10 protein-coding genes and 2 pseudogenes are annotated in these 15,142 nt (G+C 65.4%); 2 read left to right on the forward strand and 10 right to left on the reverse strand.

Annotated elements, in window-relative coordinates; all coding sequences use genetic code 11:
* Positions 1–691: 691 nt before the first annotated feature.
* From ACVBEQ_RS05110 to ACVBEQ_RS05125, 4 genes are all read right to left on the reverse strand, one after another.
* On the reverse strand, positions 692–1,345 hold the full coding sequence (locus ACVBEQ_RS05110; protein WP_447152346.1) for a response regulator: 654 nt from the start codon (positions 1,343–1,345) through the stop codon (positions 692–694).
* Positions 1,339–2,775 (reverse strand): sensor histidine kinase, encoded by a 1,437-nt coding sequence (locus ACVBEQ_RS05115; protein WP_447152347.1) that lies wholly within the window; start codon positions 2,773–2,775, stop codon positions 1,339–1,341. The genes ACVBEQ_RS05110 and ACVBEQ_RS05115 overlap by 7 nt, the downstream gene beginning before the upstream one ends.
* 344 nt (positions 2,776–3,119) lie before the next feature.
* Positions 3,120–3,425, reverse strand: coding sequence for a hypothetical protein (locus ACVBEQ_RS05120; protein WP_447152348.1), 306 nt, complete (start codon positions 3,423–3,425; stop codon positions 3,120–3,122).
* A gap of 84 nt (positions 3,426–3,509) precedes the next feature.
* On the reverse strand, positions 3,510–6,473 hold the full coding sequence (locus ACVBEQ_RS05125; protein WP_447152349.1) for an HYR domain-containing protein: 2,964 nt from the start codon (positions 6,471–6,473) through the stop codon (positions 3,510–3,512).
* 535 nt (positions 6,474–7,008) lie between these two features.
* Here ACVBEQ_RS05125 and ACVBEQ_RS05130 point away from each other — a divergent pair.
* Positions 7,009–7,404, forward strand: a complete 396-nt coding sequence (locus tag ACVBEQ_RS05130; RefSeq protein ID WP_447152350.1) for a CopG family transcriptional regulator — start codon at positions 7,009–7,011, stop codon at positions 7,402–7,404.
* A 104-nt stretch (positions 7,405–7,508) separates the two neighbouring features.
* On the forward strand, positions 7,509–8,699 hold the full coding sequence (locus ACVBEQ_RS05135) for an extracellular catalytic domain type 1 short-chain-length polyhydroxyalkanoate depolymerase (RefSeq protein ID WP_447152351.1): 1,191 nt from the start codon (positions 7,509–7,511) through the stop codon (positions 8,697–8,699).
* A gap of 75 nt (positions 8,700–8,774) precedes the next feature.
* Here ACVBEQ_RS05135 and ACVBEQ_RS05140 read toward each other — a convergent pair.
* The 6 genes and pseudogenes from ACVBEQ_RS05140 to ACVBEQ_RS05165 form a co-directional block, all read right to left on the reverse strand.
* Positions 8,775–8,972: pseudogene (locus ACVBEQ_RS05140) on the reverse strand (transposase); the annotation flags it as partial.
* A 287-nt stretch (positions 8,973–9,259) separates the two neighbouring features.
* The gene (locus ACVBEQ_RS05145) at positions 9,260–10,045 is read right to left on the reverse strand and encodes a hypothetical protein (protein WP_447152352.1); all 786 of its coding nucleotides are present in this window, start codon (positions 10,043–10,045) and stop codon (positions 9,260–9,262) included.
* A gap of 217 nt (positions 10,046–10,262) precedes the next feature.
* A pseudogene (locus ACVBEQ_RS05150) lies at positions 10,263–10,981 on the reverse strand (IS256 family transposase); the annotation flags it as partial.
* 114 nt (positions 10,982–11,095) lie between these two features.
* Positions 11,096–11,293: a hypothetical protein gene (locus ACVBEQ_RS05155; RefSeq protein WP_447152353.1), complete on the reverse strand. Its 198-nt coding sequence runs from the start codon at positions 11,291–11,293 to the stop codon at positions 11,096–11,098.
* 24 nt (positions 11,294–11,317) lie between these two features.
* Complete coding sequence (locus ACVBEQ_RS05160; protein ID WP_447152354.1) at positions 11,318–14,854, reverse strand: PASTA domain-containing protein; 3,537 nt, start codon at positions 14,852–14,854, stop codon at positions 11,318–11,320.
* Complete coding sequence (locus tag ACVBEQ_RS05165; protein WP_447152355.1) at positions 14,851–15,009, reverse strand: hypothetical protein; 159 nt, start codon at positions 15,007–15,009, stop codon at positions 14,851–14,853. Before ACVBEQ_RS05165 ends, ACVBEQ_RS05160 begins: the two co-directional genes overlap by 4 nt.
* Positions 15,010–15,142 lie beyond the last annotated feature (133 nt).

Below are 15,142 nucleotides of genomic sequence, written 5' to 3' on the forward strand. Positions count from 1 at the left end.
TTCGGTTGTCGGCTCCGACGCGGCGGTGGTACCCGCATGCTGCGATTGCAGCGCATCCCGCCAAAGCTCGTCCCGCCCCCAAAACCGGTCGGCGGCGGCAATCGCATTCAGGAACTGGGGATCAGCTGAGGGAGTGGCCGCTGATAGCAGCTCCTGGCGGCGCCGCCCCTCGGCAAGACGATGCATCCGACGATCACGGAACGGCTCGGCAGCGACCCCGACCACGGTTTCCGCAGAGGAGGCCATCACCTGTGTCTTCGTGGGCACAACGGGGTCGGCCCGAGCGGTCACAGTTCACCTCGCAGCTGGGCATTTTCGACGACAACAGCAGCATCACCTCCCACACAGCACACTGTTAAACCGGTAATACGGAATTCGCCGCCTGGATCGGCGAAAGGACCTGCCGTTGCGGCCGGACCTTTTGGGCCGAGTCGCAATTCGACTACCGAACCATGAACTTCGCGTGGCTCAAGCGTGCCCAGTGGCCCCGGGACGTCTAGCGCCGGTGGCATGACCCCAGCTGGTCGATCCAGGTCGAGTGAGAGTCTGATGCCCATGCAGATGGGCGGGAGGACTTGATCATGACGACGAGGAAGCGACCAGCTGGGGGTCATGCCAGCCGTTCACCGGGATGGGTGATCACTCTCGGAAATGATTTCACCGATTCGACCGGCAGGACGGCGATCTTGCGTCAGTCGCCGCGCAGGATGTTGTAGGCGCTTTGTCGGTCCTTGACTCTGAGTTTTCGCAGCACTGATGAGACGTGGACGCGCACCGTTGTGGGACTGACGAACAGTCGGCGTGCTGCTTCTTCGGTGGTGTGGCCCTGGCCCAGCAGATCCATCACCTCCCACTCCCGTGAGGTCAGCAAGGCGGTAGCTGATTGTGGCTTTCCCCGGAGGGGCTTTCGGATTGCCGGGGCACGGAATTCGTTGAGGATCTTTGCTACCAGCGCGCGGGATATCGCGGCTTCACCGTTGAGGACACCGCGCAGCGCATGCGGGAGCCGGTCGGTGTCCATGCCCTTTTGCAAGTAACCGGACGCGCCGGCGCGGAGTGCATCGAAGAGGTCCGCGTCGTCGATGGAGGCGGTGAGCATAACGACCGCGGTGTCGGGCAGCGCCGTGCTGATGGCCCGTGCCGCGCGGATGCCGTTGCCCGGCATGTTGATGTCCAGGATCGCGACATCGGGGTGGTGATGCATTGCAATCTGCACTGCCCGGTCGGCGTTGGCGGCCTCGTCGAGGACTTGGAAACCGCCGTTTTCCAGGGACTCCCTGATGCGTTGTCGGGTCGGTGCGTGGTCGTCGGCGAGAACCACCCCAGTGACGTGATCGGTCACCATTGCACGGTGACCGTGGTGCCTGTGGGACCGCTGTCCAGGTGGAAACTGCCGGGTAGGTTCTCAGCGCGCTCCCGCATGCTAATCAGTCCGTATCCGTTTCGGACCTGATGTGCCTTTTCCACGTCGAAGCCTGTTCCGTTGTCCGTGATGACGATTCGCCGTCCATCGGGGAGATCCTGGGCCAGCCGAACCCGGATTTTCTTGGCGCCGCCGTGGCGTGCTGCGTTGGATACCGCTTCCCGCACAATTCGCAGCAGCGAGTGACGCTGATCCTGGGTGGCAGTGATGGTGTCGTCAAGGTCCATCTCGACCGCGACGTCGTATCGTTCGGCCACCTGCCTGACGGCTCGATGAACGGTGAAACCTAGCGGCTCCGCAGAAGAGGTCCCCATCGCTTCGATCGCTTGCCGGGCTTCATCGAGGGCTCGATCGCAGGCTCCAAGAATCCGGGTGCTGCGGGGACCGTCCAATCTGCCGAAGGGCCGCATCTCGGATTTGATGTAACTGACCTCTTGGACGACCCCGTCATGCAATTCACGGGCGAGCCGGCGACGATCGTCCATCACCGCTAGTTCTGCCTGGGATGCCCAGTAATGACTGATCTCCCTGACCGCCCCCAGGAGTAACAGCAGGTAGAACGCGGTGCGGAGAAAATCTCCGGTGTACAGCCATTCCGAGTGGATCGAAGGGAACAGCAGGTAATTCAGACACGCCAGCGCAGACACGGCACACGCCGGCCCGAGCCAGAACAGGAGTTCCTCTTGACGTCGGCCGCCCTGACGGCTGAAAGCTATAGCGGCGGTCGAGAAGCACAGGGTGAGATATCCCTGTGCCACGATGAGCACCGGGTGCCCGGTCAGCAATTGATCGGCGGCGCTTCCCGGCGACATCTCCGGGTCCAGACCCACTGGAAGCTCGGCCGCGAATGAGCCAAGAACCAGCACCAGAAGAACGGAAATCGCCACGGGCGGGACCAGACTCCATCGGCGCCATCTTTCAGGCACGCGCCGGGATTCCACGACCAGAGCCCCAGCCGCGAGAAAGGATGCACCCGTGACCCGCAGGCCCAGCGGCAACCAGACGTACAGCTTTCCGGTCGACGCCGATTCCGGGGATAACAGCAACCAGGTGGTAGTCAGGGCGGCCGCGGCCAACAGCACCAGGCCCTGTGACGTCAACAGGTCCTGTACGTCGTGCCGACGCCGAAATCGACCGTAGAAAAGTAAGGCAACAAGCAGTGCAATGCCGCCGATCATCGTCTCCAGGGCGAGGTGGGCAGCGGTATTGCGGTACTCGAACCGGACCCAGCCGGCGAGGACCAGCGCGGTGAACACCGCCCCGATCCCCGCCGCCAAAGCCGTGAGCGCGGTAACCGGTACACCGGTGCCACCGCCCATCACGACGCGTTGCAGTCCAGTAGGACGAGACACCGGCGTGACCCCCTGAAACGAAAACTTGCGGTGCAGTTCCGCGCGGCTGTGCTCTGGACACAGCATTCCCCCGGTCCAGAACGGTCGACCCGCGCGACGCCGGGCCACCGTACTGGGATGTCCGGACCATACCGGCAGAACTTGCTTCTTGTGCGTGCTGTCACGCGAATGCGGAGACCCGCTCAGGTGGGGCAGCGGATCTGCACCTAGGACAACTCTCAGGTCCCGAAGCGTCCCAGCTGATCGATCGTGGACAAATCCCGTTCCGATGTCCCGCTGACTCCTACGTCGCCGATCAGATCCGTTACGCATCGACCAAGAAATTGTTGACAAGTGTGGCCGAGTCAGTCAGCTCGGCCGCGCATGTTGGTGGCACCGACCTCAAGAGCGGTGTCGGCGAGTGCGAGAAGCGTGTTTCCGATACTGCGGGTGCAATCCAGGGACAGTTCGAGCGAGTCTACGATGACGTACGGGCCGTCCGTTTCCCCTGACTCGGGGTCGATGGTTGCGCACAGGCGGGCCGTCATGGAGTCCGTCAGGGGTACGTCGGCCCCAATGTGAAGGTGGTCTTCCTCCCCGAGCAGAACCCCATGTTCGGCGGTGCACCAGGGTGGGCATCCGCGGCGCTCGGCACGAACCGATGTGGTCATCTCATTCTCCATCGGGTAAGCGCGGGGCCCCGCACACCGGTAGGTGAGCGGGGCCCAACGCTGCTATGTGGAATGTGGCGGTGGTTATTTCAGGGTGATGTTGACGGTGCGCGGCACGCCATCGCCCAAGTCGATCCTCAACTGGTAAGTCCCCGCGGTCAGCGTTTTCGTACCGAGATTGAAGATGTACTGACCGCTGTCATAGCGGAACAAGTTGCCGGAGGTGGCGTTCGAGGTTGAGACGGCCTCGAGCACGGTTCCCGTCGCGCCTGCCCCAATCCGCTGGAGGTAGAGCCGAGCGGACAAATTCGTGATTCCGGCGCTTGCCCCGGTGAGCTGGAACTTCACCGGCACGGTGCTGCCCAGTTTGAAGATTGAACTGCCGTCGCTATTGACCGGCTGCAGCACATTCGACCAAGCGGCTGTGACCGTCACTGTGAATGACTCGCGACCGGTGTTGCCGGCCTTATCGGTTGCGGTGCAGGTCACCGTGGTGGTGCCCAGCGCGAACACACTGCCCGACGCCTTGTCACAGCTCGCGGCGACGCCGCCGTCGACGATGTCGGTTGCCGTCGGGGCGGTGTAGGTGACGGCCGCTCCACCGGCTGAGGTGGCGGTGGCGGTCCTGCCGGCCGAGACCGTCACGTTCGGGGCGGTGGTGTCCCGCACGGTGACAGTGAAGGTGTTGTCACCCTTGTTGCCGGCCTGGTCGGTTGCCACGCAGGTGACCGTGGTGGTGCCGATCGCGAACACCGACCCGGATGCCTTACTGCAGGTGGGGGTCAACGCCCCGTCGACGTCATCGCTTGCCGTAACACCGATGAAGCTGACGGTCGCCCCGCTGGGCCCGGTCGCCTCGGAGGTGATGTCGGCCGGCACAGTGACAGTCGGTTTGGTCTGGTCCTGCACCTCGATGGTGAAGGTCGCCGAACCCTTGTTGCCGGCGGCGTCCGTCGCCGTGCAGGTCACCGTGTTCACCCCGAGCGGGAAGGTGCTCCCCGATGCCGGTGTGCAGGTCACCGCAAGATTCCCACTGACCAGGTCGGTGGCGCTGGCGCCGGTGTAAACCACATTGCTGGCACCGGTCGAGGACGTGTTGCCGACGACCAGGTTGGCCGGCGCGTGAACCTCCGGTGCGGTGGTGTCGACAACCTTGACGGTGAAGGATTTACTGCCCTTGTTGCCCGCTGCGTCAATCGCCGTGCAGGTCACCGTGGTGGTGCCCAGCGCGAAAACCGTGTCCGAAGCCTGCGAGCAGTCGGGGTTCATCGGGCCGTCGACGATGTCGGCTGCGCTGACGTCCCCGTACGGGACCTTTGCGCCGTTGGGGCCGGTGGCCTCGGCGACCTCGTCAGCGGGGACCGTCACCGCGGGGGCGGTGGTGTCCTGCACCGTCACGGTAAAGCCGTCGGTGCCGGTGTTGCCGGCCTTATCCGTCGCGCTGCAGATCACCGTTGTGGTCCCAAGCGGGAACGTTGAACCCGGGGCTGGGTCACACGTCGCCGCGACTGCGCCGTCCACCGTGTCGCTGGCGGACGCGCTGAACGTCGCGGTGGCGCCGGCGGCGGAGGTTGCTTCCTTGGTGATATTGGCGGGCACGCTCACCGTGGGGGCGGTCGTGTCCAGCACGGTAACGGTGAAGAAGCTGTCGCCGATGTTGCGGGCGTTGTCGGTCGCCGAGCAGGTCACCTTCGTCGTGCCCAGCGCAAACACCGACCCGGAGGTCTTGCTGCAGGTGACTGTCACCGGCCCGTCGACGTCGTCGGTCGCGGTGACCGCCGAGTACGTGACCGTCGCGCCATCCGCACCGGTGGCCTCAACGACCTGGTCGACGGGCACGGTGACGATCGGCTTGATGACGTCCTGCACCTCGACGCTGAACGTGTTGGTTCCCTTGTTGCCGGCCTTGTCGGTGGCCGCGCAGGTCACCGTCGTGGTGCCCACCGCAAACGTGGCCCCGGAAGCTGGTGTGCAACTGGCGGTCACGGCACCATCGACAAGGTCGGTGGCGGTCGCGTTGGCGTAGGACACGGCCGCCGCATTGTTACCCACCACGATGTTCGCCGGGGTGGTGATGACAGGGGCGGTGGTGTCGGTGACAACCACGTTGAAGGGGTCGCTGGTGCCGGTGTTGCCGGCTTTATCGGTGGCCGAGCAAGTTAGCGTGGTCGTCCCGACCGGGAAGGAACCGCCGGAGGCATAGGCGGTTCCGCCGGCGGTCTTGCAGGTGACCGGCCGATTGCCGTCGACCGCGTCATAGGCGCTGGCAGCGAAGGTCACCGGTGTCAACGCCCCTGTGGCCTCGATCGAAGCAGGCGCGTCAACCGTGACCAGCGGCTTACTGGTGTCAACGATGCTGTAAGTGGCCGACGCCTTGGCGTTCAGGCCCCCGGCGTCGTCGTAGTTGCAGCTCGCTGTCTGGCCTCCCAGACCCTCAGCGGCGCGGGCGCCGGTGATGGCACTGAGGCTCGCGTCGAAGCTGCTGTTGCCGTCCTCCTTGTCCGTGACGTTGCAGCGGGCCACTGGCACGTTGCCGAACTCATACGAGGCGCCGCTGGTGACATTGCTGATCGTCACCGACGGAGCCGTGTTCGTCACCAGCGGCTTCGTGACCGTCAGGGTGAACGTTGCCCCGCTTGTGGTGTACAGACCGACGGTGTTCGAATCGGCAACCGACACCGTGATCGAGTAGGACCCAGGGGTGGTCGACGAAAAATCGAAGAATTGATCGGTCTTGCACGTGGTGTAGACCCGGGACTTCGGGGTCACCGTGACCGCGGCGGGTGCGTTCACCGTTAACGTGGCCGCGGACCCGTCGGCGGCGTTGCAGCCTGCTTCCGGGTCATTAGCGTTGGCGGCATTCGGGGCCTGGATGCTGTAGCCGATCGACGTCGTATCCCCAGCAGTAACGGTGGGGCTGCCGCCAGCAACCACTGTGTTCTGAATCGTGTCGGCGTGCGCCGCCGTCGGAATGGCAAGCAGAACCAACGTGGCCGCGGCGGTCAGGGTCAGGGCACGCCGAACCGGGTGCCGCATCGGCGCGGTCACGCCAGCCTGACTGGCCCTACACCGGTCCGTCCACCTGTCAACTCGAATCATGTCCACCCCTTGGATACATTGAGTACTCGAAAGGGCGAGCACGGTGACCGCCCGTACCGACGGTAAAGCCCGGGGGGTCAGCCAGGTACCCCTTCGAGCGTTCAACTTCCTAAACGCCTACACAAGGCAATGACACCCACAGGGCGCGATAGCGACAGGCACAAGGCAATTCACGTCAGTCAGCTCACTGCGATCCAGCCCGGGCCGATTACCGAGTTTGAGCACGCGCCCACCCGGTGGCAGGGAGCCTGGCAGATCAAAGCTGCGCCACCGAGTCCAACGAACGAGCAGGGCGACACCCAGCGGTCGGCCTGGCCAGCGCTGGGGTGATGGTCTGGGCTGACCTATATACCCGCCTATGGGGGTTGCCACCAATCCTGTGGTGCAAGTCGGTGACACATCACCACCAAGGTGGCACCATCTGTCCGCCATCCTCTGGGATGGTGCTAGGATGGTGTCTGCCGGTGAAAGGGAGGGGCCTCGGATGGCCGAGATCGAGAAGACGGAGAAGATCACCGTCAACCTCGGATTGATCGACCTAGGCGAGATCGACCTGCTGGTCGGTGAGGGGTTTTATGCCAACCGCACCGATTTCATTCGGTCGGCGATCCGTCGGCAACTGGAAACCCGGTCCACCGCGGTGCAGGACACCGTCGCCCGGCGGACCCTGGAGCTGGGTTCGGTGCAATACACCCGCGCCCAACTCGAACAACTCCGGGCGGCCGGAAAGACCGTGCACCTGCGGGTGCTGGGACTGGGCAGCATCGCCAACGATGTCTCCCCGGAACTGGCGCTCGCCACCATCGAGTCCGTCGAGGTACTCGGCGCGTTCCGCGCCTCGCGAGAGGTGAAGGCCGCGTTGGCGGCCCGCACCAGCTAACAGCAATACGCCGAGACCTTTGGCTGTGCACTATGTCCGGCGACCACTCAGGTCGCCGAGAAAACCACCAACCACACAAGGGGAATACCGCCATGCCCAAAAACATGTCCGCCACACTGGACCGCGCGATGCGGCTGATCCGCGACAACGCCGCATCCATCACCCAGCAACAGGATTCGTCCACCGGCGGCGGGCAGAGCCTGCCCGACCCGACCGGCATCCTGGCCAAGATGGGCATCACCGCCCCCACCGGGTCGCCGGCACCCGGCACCGGGACATCCCCGACCGGGCCACCACTGGACCTGGGCCAACTGCTGAAGAACCTGCCGGCCGGGTTGAACCTCAACCTGCCCGGAAACCTCATTACCGGCCTCCCGCAGGGGCTGACCCTGCCGGGCGCGGGCGGCAACGCCGCCCACGAGGCCGCCGCGGCCGCCGCCGGCGGTGAAATCCGGCACCTGAGCTATACCTGCGCTGCCGGGACCCGGAACTACGACCTGTACATCCCGACCGGATACACCGGTGAGCCGGTCCCGCTGGTGGTGATGCTGCACGGCGGCACGCAGAACGCCGCCGACTTCGCCGCCGGCACCGGAATGAACGCCATCGCCGAACAACACACCTTCCTGGTCGCCTACCCCGAACAATCCCGGGCCGCGAACCACAGTGGCTACTGGAACTGGTTCCGACCCGAGGATCAGCACACCGGCGCCGGTGAACCGGCCATCATCGCCGGCATCACCAGCCAGGTCATCACCGACCACCAGGTGGACCGGGGCCGGGTCTACGTCGCCGGGCTGTCCGCCGGCGGCGCCATGGCCGCCGTGATGGCAGCCACCTACCCCACCCTGTACGCCGCCGCCGGGGTGCACTCCGGCCTGGGCTACCAGGCCGCCACCGACATCCCCGGCGCGTTCGGGGCCATGCAATCCGGTGGCACCCCAACCAACACCGGCCAGGTGCCTATCATCGTCTTCCACGGCGCCCAGGACAGCACCGTGGCACCCATCAACGCCGACAAGATCATCACCGCCGGACTCGCCGGCACCGGGACAGGCCCAGTCAGCTCCTCGGTCACCCGAGGCGGCAACAACGACGGCCGGCCCTACACCCGGACCGTGCACACTGACCCCGCCGGCACCGTCATCGCCGAATCCTGGATCGTCGACGGCGCCGGCCACGCCTGGTTCGGCGGCAACCCCATCGGCAGCTACACCGACCCCCACGGCCCCGACGCATCCGCCGAAATGACCAGGTTCTTCCTGGACCACACCGCAGCAGCGACCACCATCTGACCCCGATGCCGTCGCCTCACGATAAGTGGCACGGTTTCTGACGGCGGTTTCTAGCTGTCGTCGCAACACGGTCGGTTATGTAGCTAATTCAAGCAGCTTGTTGAGGCGCTCTGCCGGGGTGTCCCAGTCGAGGGTTTTCCGCGGCCTGCTGTTGAGCTGGGCGGCTGCCGCGACCAGGTCCGCCGGGCTGTAAATGTTGAGGTCGGTGCTCTTCGGGAAGTACTGGCGTAGCAAGCCATTCGTGTTTTCGTTGGACCCCCGCTGCCATGGGCTATGGGTGTGAATGATCGAATTATTTGGCGCACTCTGGTCGCGCTAAATGGCTCCCTTTCTCGAACGTACGTATGAGGGCGGGGCGAGCAGCCGTGGATCACTGCAGGTCGTTGGAGGTGCCGAGCCGGATCGGCGCGTGAGACAGCGCCAAATAGTTCGATCAAAGTGGGCCATTTACCGCGACCAACGACACCGCTGGTCGGTGCCGCGTAGCGTGGGAGACGACACCGCTGAGCAGCTGATCATTTCCAGCGAACGGCTCCGGGAGTTGCCGGGGCCGAACGTGATCATCGGGTCGGTGCCGGTGGGAGTGGATTGATCAGGTCGGCGTCGGAGGCCAGTGAATCGTCCGGACCGACCGGCCATGCCTCTAGCGTTGGTGTCTGCAGGATCGCATCGACGAGTTCGGTCGAGCCTGCGATCAACGTCGAGTCGAAGTCGATCTCGGTGGCTACGAACCAGGCATGGTCCGCAGGCCACCAGAGGTTCGGCGAGTGCGGGTCGAAGTCGAAGCCGTCGTCTTCACCACTTCGATCGCCTATCTGCCGCGCTGCCTGTAGAGGCCCTGCCAAGGGCAGGTAATTCCGTCCTGGAAGCTGGATTCGGGGCGACCTGAGTTCGTCCGGTGACAGCGCGCCGTGGAGCCACCCGTACCCTTCCCAGACGCCGAAGAAGCATTGTTCGGGGCTGGTGGTGTGCTCGGCCAGCACCTCGGATAGGGCGTCGAGCGCGGGCGGCGGCAGATTGCCGATATCTGGATTATCCTGCCCGGGCCAGACGGGGCTCGAGGCCGCCGCGTCGTACAGATCGGACGACCCGACCAAGGCGTGCCACTGCATCAGCGGGTGGGGTTGCCGCCCGGTCGTCTTGGCCACCTGCGTCCAGCTGATCCACCCGCCGTCGAAATCCTCGATTGGATGGCAGACGCGAGCGTAAGCCGGATACCCGCCGGGCACAGTCAGGGTGACGGCGCCGAACGCCCCGGATAACCGCGGAGCGATCCACGCTGCATGCGACACATCGTCAAGAAGCCGTAACTGTTTCATCCGCATTCCAATGGTCACGGGGCGCATCGATTCCACCCGGGGGTCTGCCCCCCTCCCGTGGATCAGTATGGTTCACCTACCTCTTCCGGCTTGGAACTGGCGTTGCTTGAAGAGGCGTAACGACACCAGTTCCTTGCGTATACCCTCTCGTCTCGCTCACCGGGCCCGGCCCATCCGGCAGTACCGGACCGTCCCGCGAGGCTGCTCCCACCTCTCCGGCGATCCCCGGGAACGGCTGCCTCTTGACGTCCTGCACAACGCGGGATGTCAGTTCCGACAGCACCGAGAGCCAGAACTTCGCCGACTCCCCGGTGGACGGCCCGATCCACAACCCCAGCACGTGCTTGTCACCGTCGCAGTCGATGCCGACCGCGAGGTACACCGGCCGGTTGGCGACCACCCCGTCCCGGATCTTCACCGTCAGGGCGTCGATGAACACCACGGGATATACCGCGTCGAGTGGTCGGGCCTGCCATTGCTGCAGCTCCTCCAGCACGCCGTCGGTGACCCGGCTGATCAGGTCCGGTGAGACGTCGACGTCATACATTTCCCGCAGGTGCGCCTGGATGTCGCGGGTCGTCAACCCTCGCGCACAACGCAATGATCCGGTCGTTGAACCCATCCAGGCGGGTCTGCCCCTTCCGCACGATCTTCGGGTCGAAGCTGCCAGCCCGGTCCCGCGGCACATTCAGATCCACCGCCCCAACGTCGGTGAGCAGCGTTTTCGGGGTAGAGCCGTTACGGCTGTTCCCCGAGCCACGGCCCGCCGGGTCGTGCTTCTCATACCTCAGGTGCGCGGTCAGCTCCTCACCAAGGGCGCGTTCCAGCACGGCCTTGGTGACCTGGCTGAGCAACCCGTCCGGGCCGAGCAGCTCCACCCCTCGGGGCGTCGGCCTTGGCCAGCAACTCGTCGGCCAGGACAGGATCCACCAGCGGTCGCCGACCACCGTCAGCCCAGGGCATCCAGGCACGACTTCAGTGTCTGACATTCCGTGTCCCTCCCGAACCGTTCCTGCGGTTCAGAATCGGGCCACGGCCACATACACAGATGGAATGACATACCCCTCAGAGTCATCGCTAAATGGCGAGGTACGCCGCGCTCATGAGGCCCGCAAAGATCAGGGCGGCCATTGGAAGCACGTATTTCACTGCGATCAGTGTCACCTGGTAGGGCCATGTCTCATGCTTGTGCAGCCATGGTTGGGCGTAGTGGCCGGCGATGCAGATTGAGATCAGCACAAGTCCGAGCACGAGGTAGCAGAGCTCGTCGCTCATGGCGTTCCTCTCATGATGGATGCGTCAGTTCGGTTGACTGCCGGTGAATCGGCAGGTCACCGTGCTGCCTACTTCGACGTCGGTATCGGGGTCGGGGGTTTGACTGGCGGCCCACGTTCCCGAACCCGTGAATTGGGGTTTCAACAGTGCGCTGCGGACCGCTGCTCTTGCCTCGGCTCGCGACATTCCGTGGACATCGGGGACCTGGGTGCGTTCGGCGGGCAGTGTTTGCCCCGGTGGTGGTTCGAGTCCGTGATTCCTGCTGAAGGGATTGCTGAAGGTCGTCGACGTACCCTCCATTGCCGCCAAGGCTTGGGACCAGGTTCGATGACGGTCACCGAACATCGTGGTGACCTCGGCCGCGGTCAGGTCGTTCCGGAGCCCCCAGTGGACAAGGCCGCCGTGGTTGCGGGCGACATCGTGGAGGGCGGCCAGTGCCCACGTGTTCGCGGCGATTCCGCGCAGCATTGACACCTCAATGGCGCACGTCACTGGCTCGAAGGCCGCGGTCGCGAGCGTCGCTTGGCTGGGGGTCATGAAGCGCAGGCTGATCCAGGCGGCCAGCGGTGTCCCGCGGGAACGCAGGGTGTCGAACACTTCGAATACGAGCCGGGCTTTGTCCGCGAGGCGGTCGTCGACCGGGAAGAACAGTTCGACCGCATCTCCGCGGTAGCAGTCGTTGTTGTAGTCGTAGTTGTCGGACACCTCCCACCGCCGGCCGTGCACCAGCCTGGGTCGCTGGTTGACGTCGAAGACGCCGCTGATGATTTGGTCCACGATCTGCGGTGGTCCCACGCTCAGGGCGTCGGCGACGACGTCACCCAGCTTGTGTGCGCCGCTGATGCGACCGAGCGAGTCCGCAGCGGCGCGGAACATGTTGCTTCCCGGTACCGGCGCCATGCCAACGATGCTCAGCGTGTGTCGCAGCTCGTTGAGTTCGGAAGTCATTGTCGGAGAACACAACCCGCTGCCCGTCGGGGCCGGCCCGAGACCGGCTCCGAAGTGGCGGCCGAGATGAGCAACGGTGTCGGCTACGGCGCGCCATTCCGACGGGATCGGTATCGAAGGTTCTGGCAGTCGCTGGTGTTCGGCCAGGCTCATGCTGGCTTGTGGCGGCTGGATCCCGGCGAGCAAGGTCAGGTCGGCGTGACCGAAAACCCCACCCCCCGGATCGGTCGAGGCGATCTCATGCAACCGGCCGTCGGTGCCCCGGTACACCACCCGCATACACAACCCCTGACCGGGGAACTCGGTGGTGAACGCCACCGGATCACCCGCCGCCAACGGCGCCCCGGCGAGCAAGGTCAGGTCGGCGTGACCGAAAACCCCACCCCCCGGATCGGTCGAGGCGATCTCATGCAACCGGCCGTCGGTGCCCCGGTACACCACCCGCATACACAACCCCTGACCGGGGAACTCGGTGGTGAACGCCACCGGATCACCCGCCGCCAACGGCGCCCCGGCGAGCAAGGTCAGGTCGGCGTGACCGAAAACCCCACCCCCCGGATCGGTCGAGGCGATCTCATGCAACCGGCCGTCGGTGCCCCGGTACACCACCCGCATACACAACCCCTGACCGGGGAACTCGGTGGTGAACGCCACCGGATCACCCGCCGCCAACGGCGCCCCGGCGAGCAAGGTCAGGTCGGCGTGACCGAAAACCCCACCCCCCGGATCGGTCGAGGCGATCTCATGCAACCGGCCGTCGGTGCCCCGGTACACCACCCGCATACACAACCCCTGACCGGGGAACTCGGTGGTGAACGCCACCGGATCACCCGCCGCCAACGGCGCCCCGGCGAGCAAGGTCAGGTCGGCGTGACCGAAAACCCCACCCCCCGGATCGGTCGAGGCGATCTCATGCAACCGGCCGTCGGTGCCCCGGTACACCACCCGCATACACAACCCCTGACCGGGGAACTCGGTGGTGAACGCCACCGGATCACCCGCCGCCAACGGCGCCCCGGCGAGCAAGGTCAGGTCGGCGTGACCGAAAACCCCACCCCCCGGATCGGTCGAGGCGATCTCATGCAACCGGCCGTCGGTGCCCCGGTACACCACCCGCATACACAACCCCTGACCGGGGAACTCGGTGGTGAACGCCACCGGATCACCCGCCGCCAACGGCGCCCCGGCGAGCAAGGTCAGGTCGGCGTGACCGAAAACCCCACCCCCCGGATCGGTCGAGGCGATCTCATGCAACCGGCCGTCGGTGCCCCGGTACACCACCCGCATACACAACCCCTGACCGGGGAACTCGGTGGTGAACGCCACCGGATCACCCGCCGGGTTGTCGGTGAGGGTGTTCGACTCGAACTCGGCCCCGGCGGTCGCCGCCCGGGACCGCGGCAGCTGGGCTTGACGTGTGATGTAGCAGCGCCGGTTTCCATCCGGTGGTCGCACGGGGTTGACGACAATCTGCAGGAACTGGTCCGCCAGTCGCGCTCGCTCGACAACTGCGACCAGGTTTGCTTTCACGTCATTCCACGTCGACCAGGAGCGGTGCTGGTAGGTGAATTGGTCGGAGGCGTCGTGGACCTCCAGCACGCAGGCGTACACGACCCCGAATCGGCCCATCGCCAGCAGGGCGGCGTTGAATGTCTCGGTCCCGGTGGCGTCCTCGATCGCTGCCCCGGGCAGGGTGGCGGCGAGTTCGGCCTTGAGCCGGGCGAAATCGACGACTGGCGGCGAACCGTCACGCTGCAGGAGTCGCACGACACCGCCCGAACCCACGACAACCATTGCCCGGATGTAGTCGCCGATCGGCGGCCGGGCAACGTCGGAGCCGTGCGTGCCGGTGCTCGTGGCACCGCACAGGCTTTGCGCACCAACCCCTCCCATGGTCATCATCTCGAGGTCCCGGCCCCGGCTGAGGGTGGAACGCAGGGCCAAGGGGGCGGTGTCGATGGCCGGCGGGACGGGTTCTTCGAAGACCAGGGGCAGGTCGCTCCCCTTGAAGCCGTTCGCGCTGACCCGGCCCGTCGGCTGTTCGTCTTCCCATTGCCTGGTTTCCGGATCGAAGTTGCGCTGCATCCGGAACGTCACGTTGAATGTCGCGACCCCGCTGACATCGGTTTGTTGGACAAGCTTTTCGTTCGGATAGTTGGTGATCTGCACAGTCGCGCCGGACAGCGGTTGACCCACGTCGTCCCGCACCGTGACCACGAGCGCGGTCGGCGCGCCGAGCTGCTGGGTGGCCGGGCTGAGAACTGCGTCGATCACCGGCTTCCACGGGGAGTCGGCGCTCAACGCCAGATAGAGATCGCGGATCCTGATGCCGGCTTCCACGGCGACAAGCACTGTCCCGGCGCTGGGTTCAGGATCGACGATGGCGTTCTGCAGGGTGGTCGGAAAGCCTCGGAGCAGGTCGGTACGGATGACGGTGTCCGGGCTGTAGGCAGGTGCGCTCATCGCCCAGCCCGTGCCCATGGCATGACCCGCTCGCCCGCCGGCGGACACGCTCTGAACCGCCGCACACAGCTCATTGAGGTTCCGCGGCCGTACGTAGCGGTCGACGGGTAGGTTCTGGCGGCCGGAGAAGTCGGAAAACGTCGAGCTCATGATTGACCTCTCAGGCAGCGGAGGTCGACGACCCGCGTCGAGGGGTGGCTGCCCGGCGGTGGCACGTCGTCGAGTTCAGCGGCCTTGCCGGCTTTCCCGGACCCGAGCTTCGCGAGCTGGTCGACGGGCATGGGTGGGGGGTCTGACGGTGACATGGTGGTTCTCCTTCACGTAGTGCTGATGGAACTCGAGCCGCTGCGGGATTGAGAGCGGTCGAATGGATCGCCGCCGGCGGCGGCCTTGGCCGGTGTCTGCGGCTGTCTTCCGGGGTGTGTTCGCTCGGTGCCC

The organism is Nakamurella sp. GG22 (genome assembly GCF_052976845.2).

Coding starts and splice junctions, on each gene's coding strand:
- ACVBEQ_RS05120 (WP_447152348.1), bottom strand. CDS start 3,425: ATGACCACATCGGTTCGTGCCGAGCGCCGCGGATGCCCACCCTGGTGC.
- ACVBEQ_RS05155 (WP_447152353.1), bottom strand. CDS start 11,293: ATGAGCGACGAGCTCTGCTACCTCGTGCTCGGACTTGTGCTGATCTCA.
- ACVBEQ_RS05135 (WP_447152351.1), top strand. CDS start 7,509: ATGTCCGCCACACTGGACCGCGCGATGCGGCTGATCCGCGACAACGCC.
- ACVBEQ_RS05110 (WP_447152346.1), bottom strand. CDS start 1,345: ATGGTGACCGATCACGTCACTGGGGTGGTTCTCGCCGACGACCACGCA.
- ACVBEQ_RS05145 (WP_447152352.1), bottom strand. CDS start 10,045: ATGCGCCCCGTGACCATTGGAATGCGGATGAAACAGTTACGGCTTCTT.
- ACVBEQ_RS05130 (WP_447152350.1), top strand. CDS start 7,009: ATGGCCGAGATCGAGAAGACGGAGAAGATCACCGTCAACCTCGGATTG.
- ACVBEQ_RS05160 (WP_447152354.1), bottom strand. CDS start 14,854: ATGAGCTCGACGTTTTCCGACTTCTCCGGCCGCCAGAACCTACCCGTC.
- ACVBEQ_RS05165 (WP_447152355.1), bottom strand. CDS start 15,009: ATGTCACCGTCAGACCCCCCACCCATGCCCGTCGACCAGCTCGCGAAG.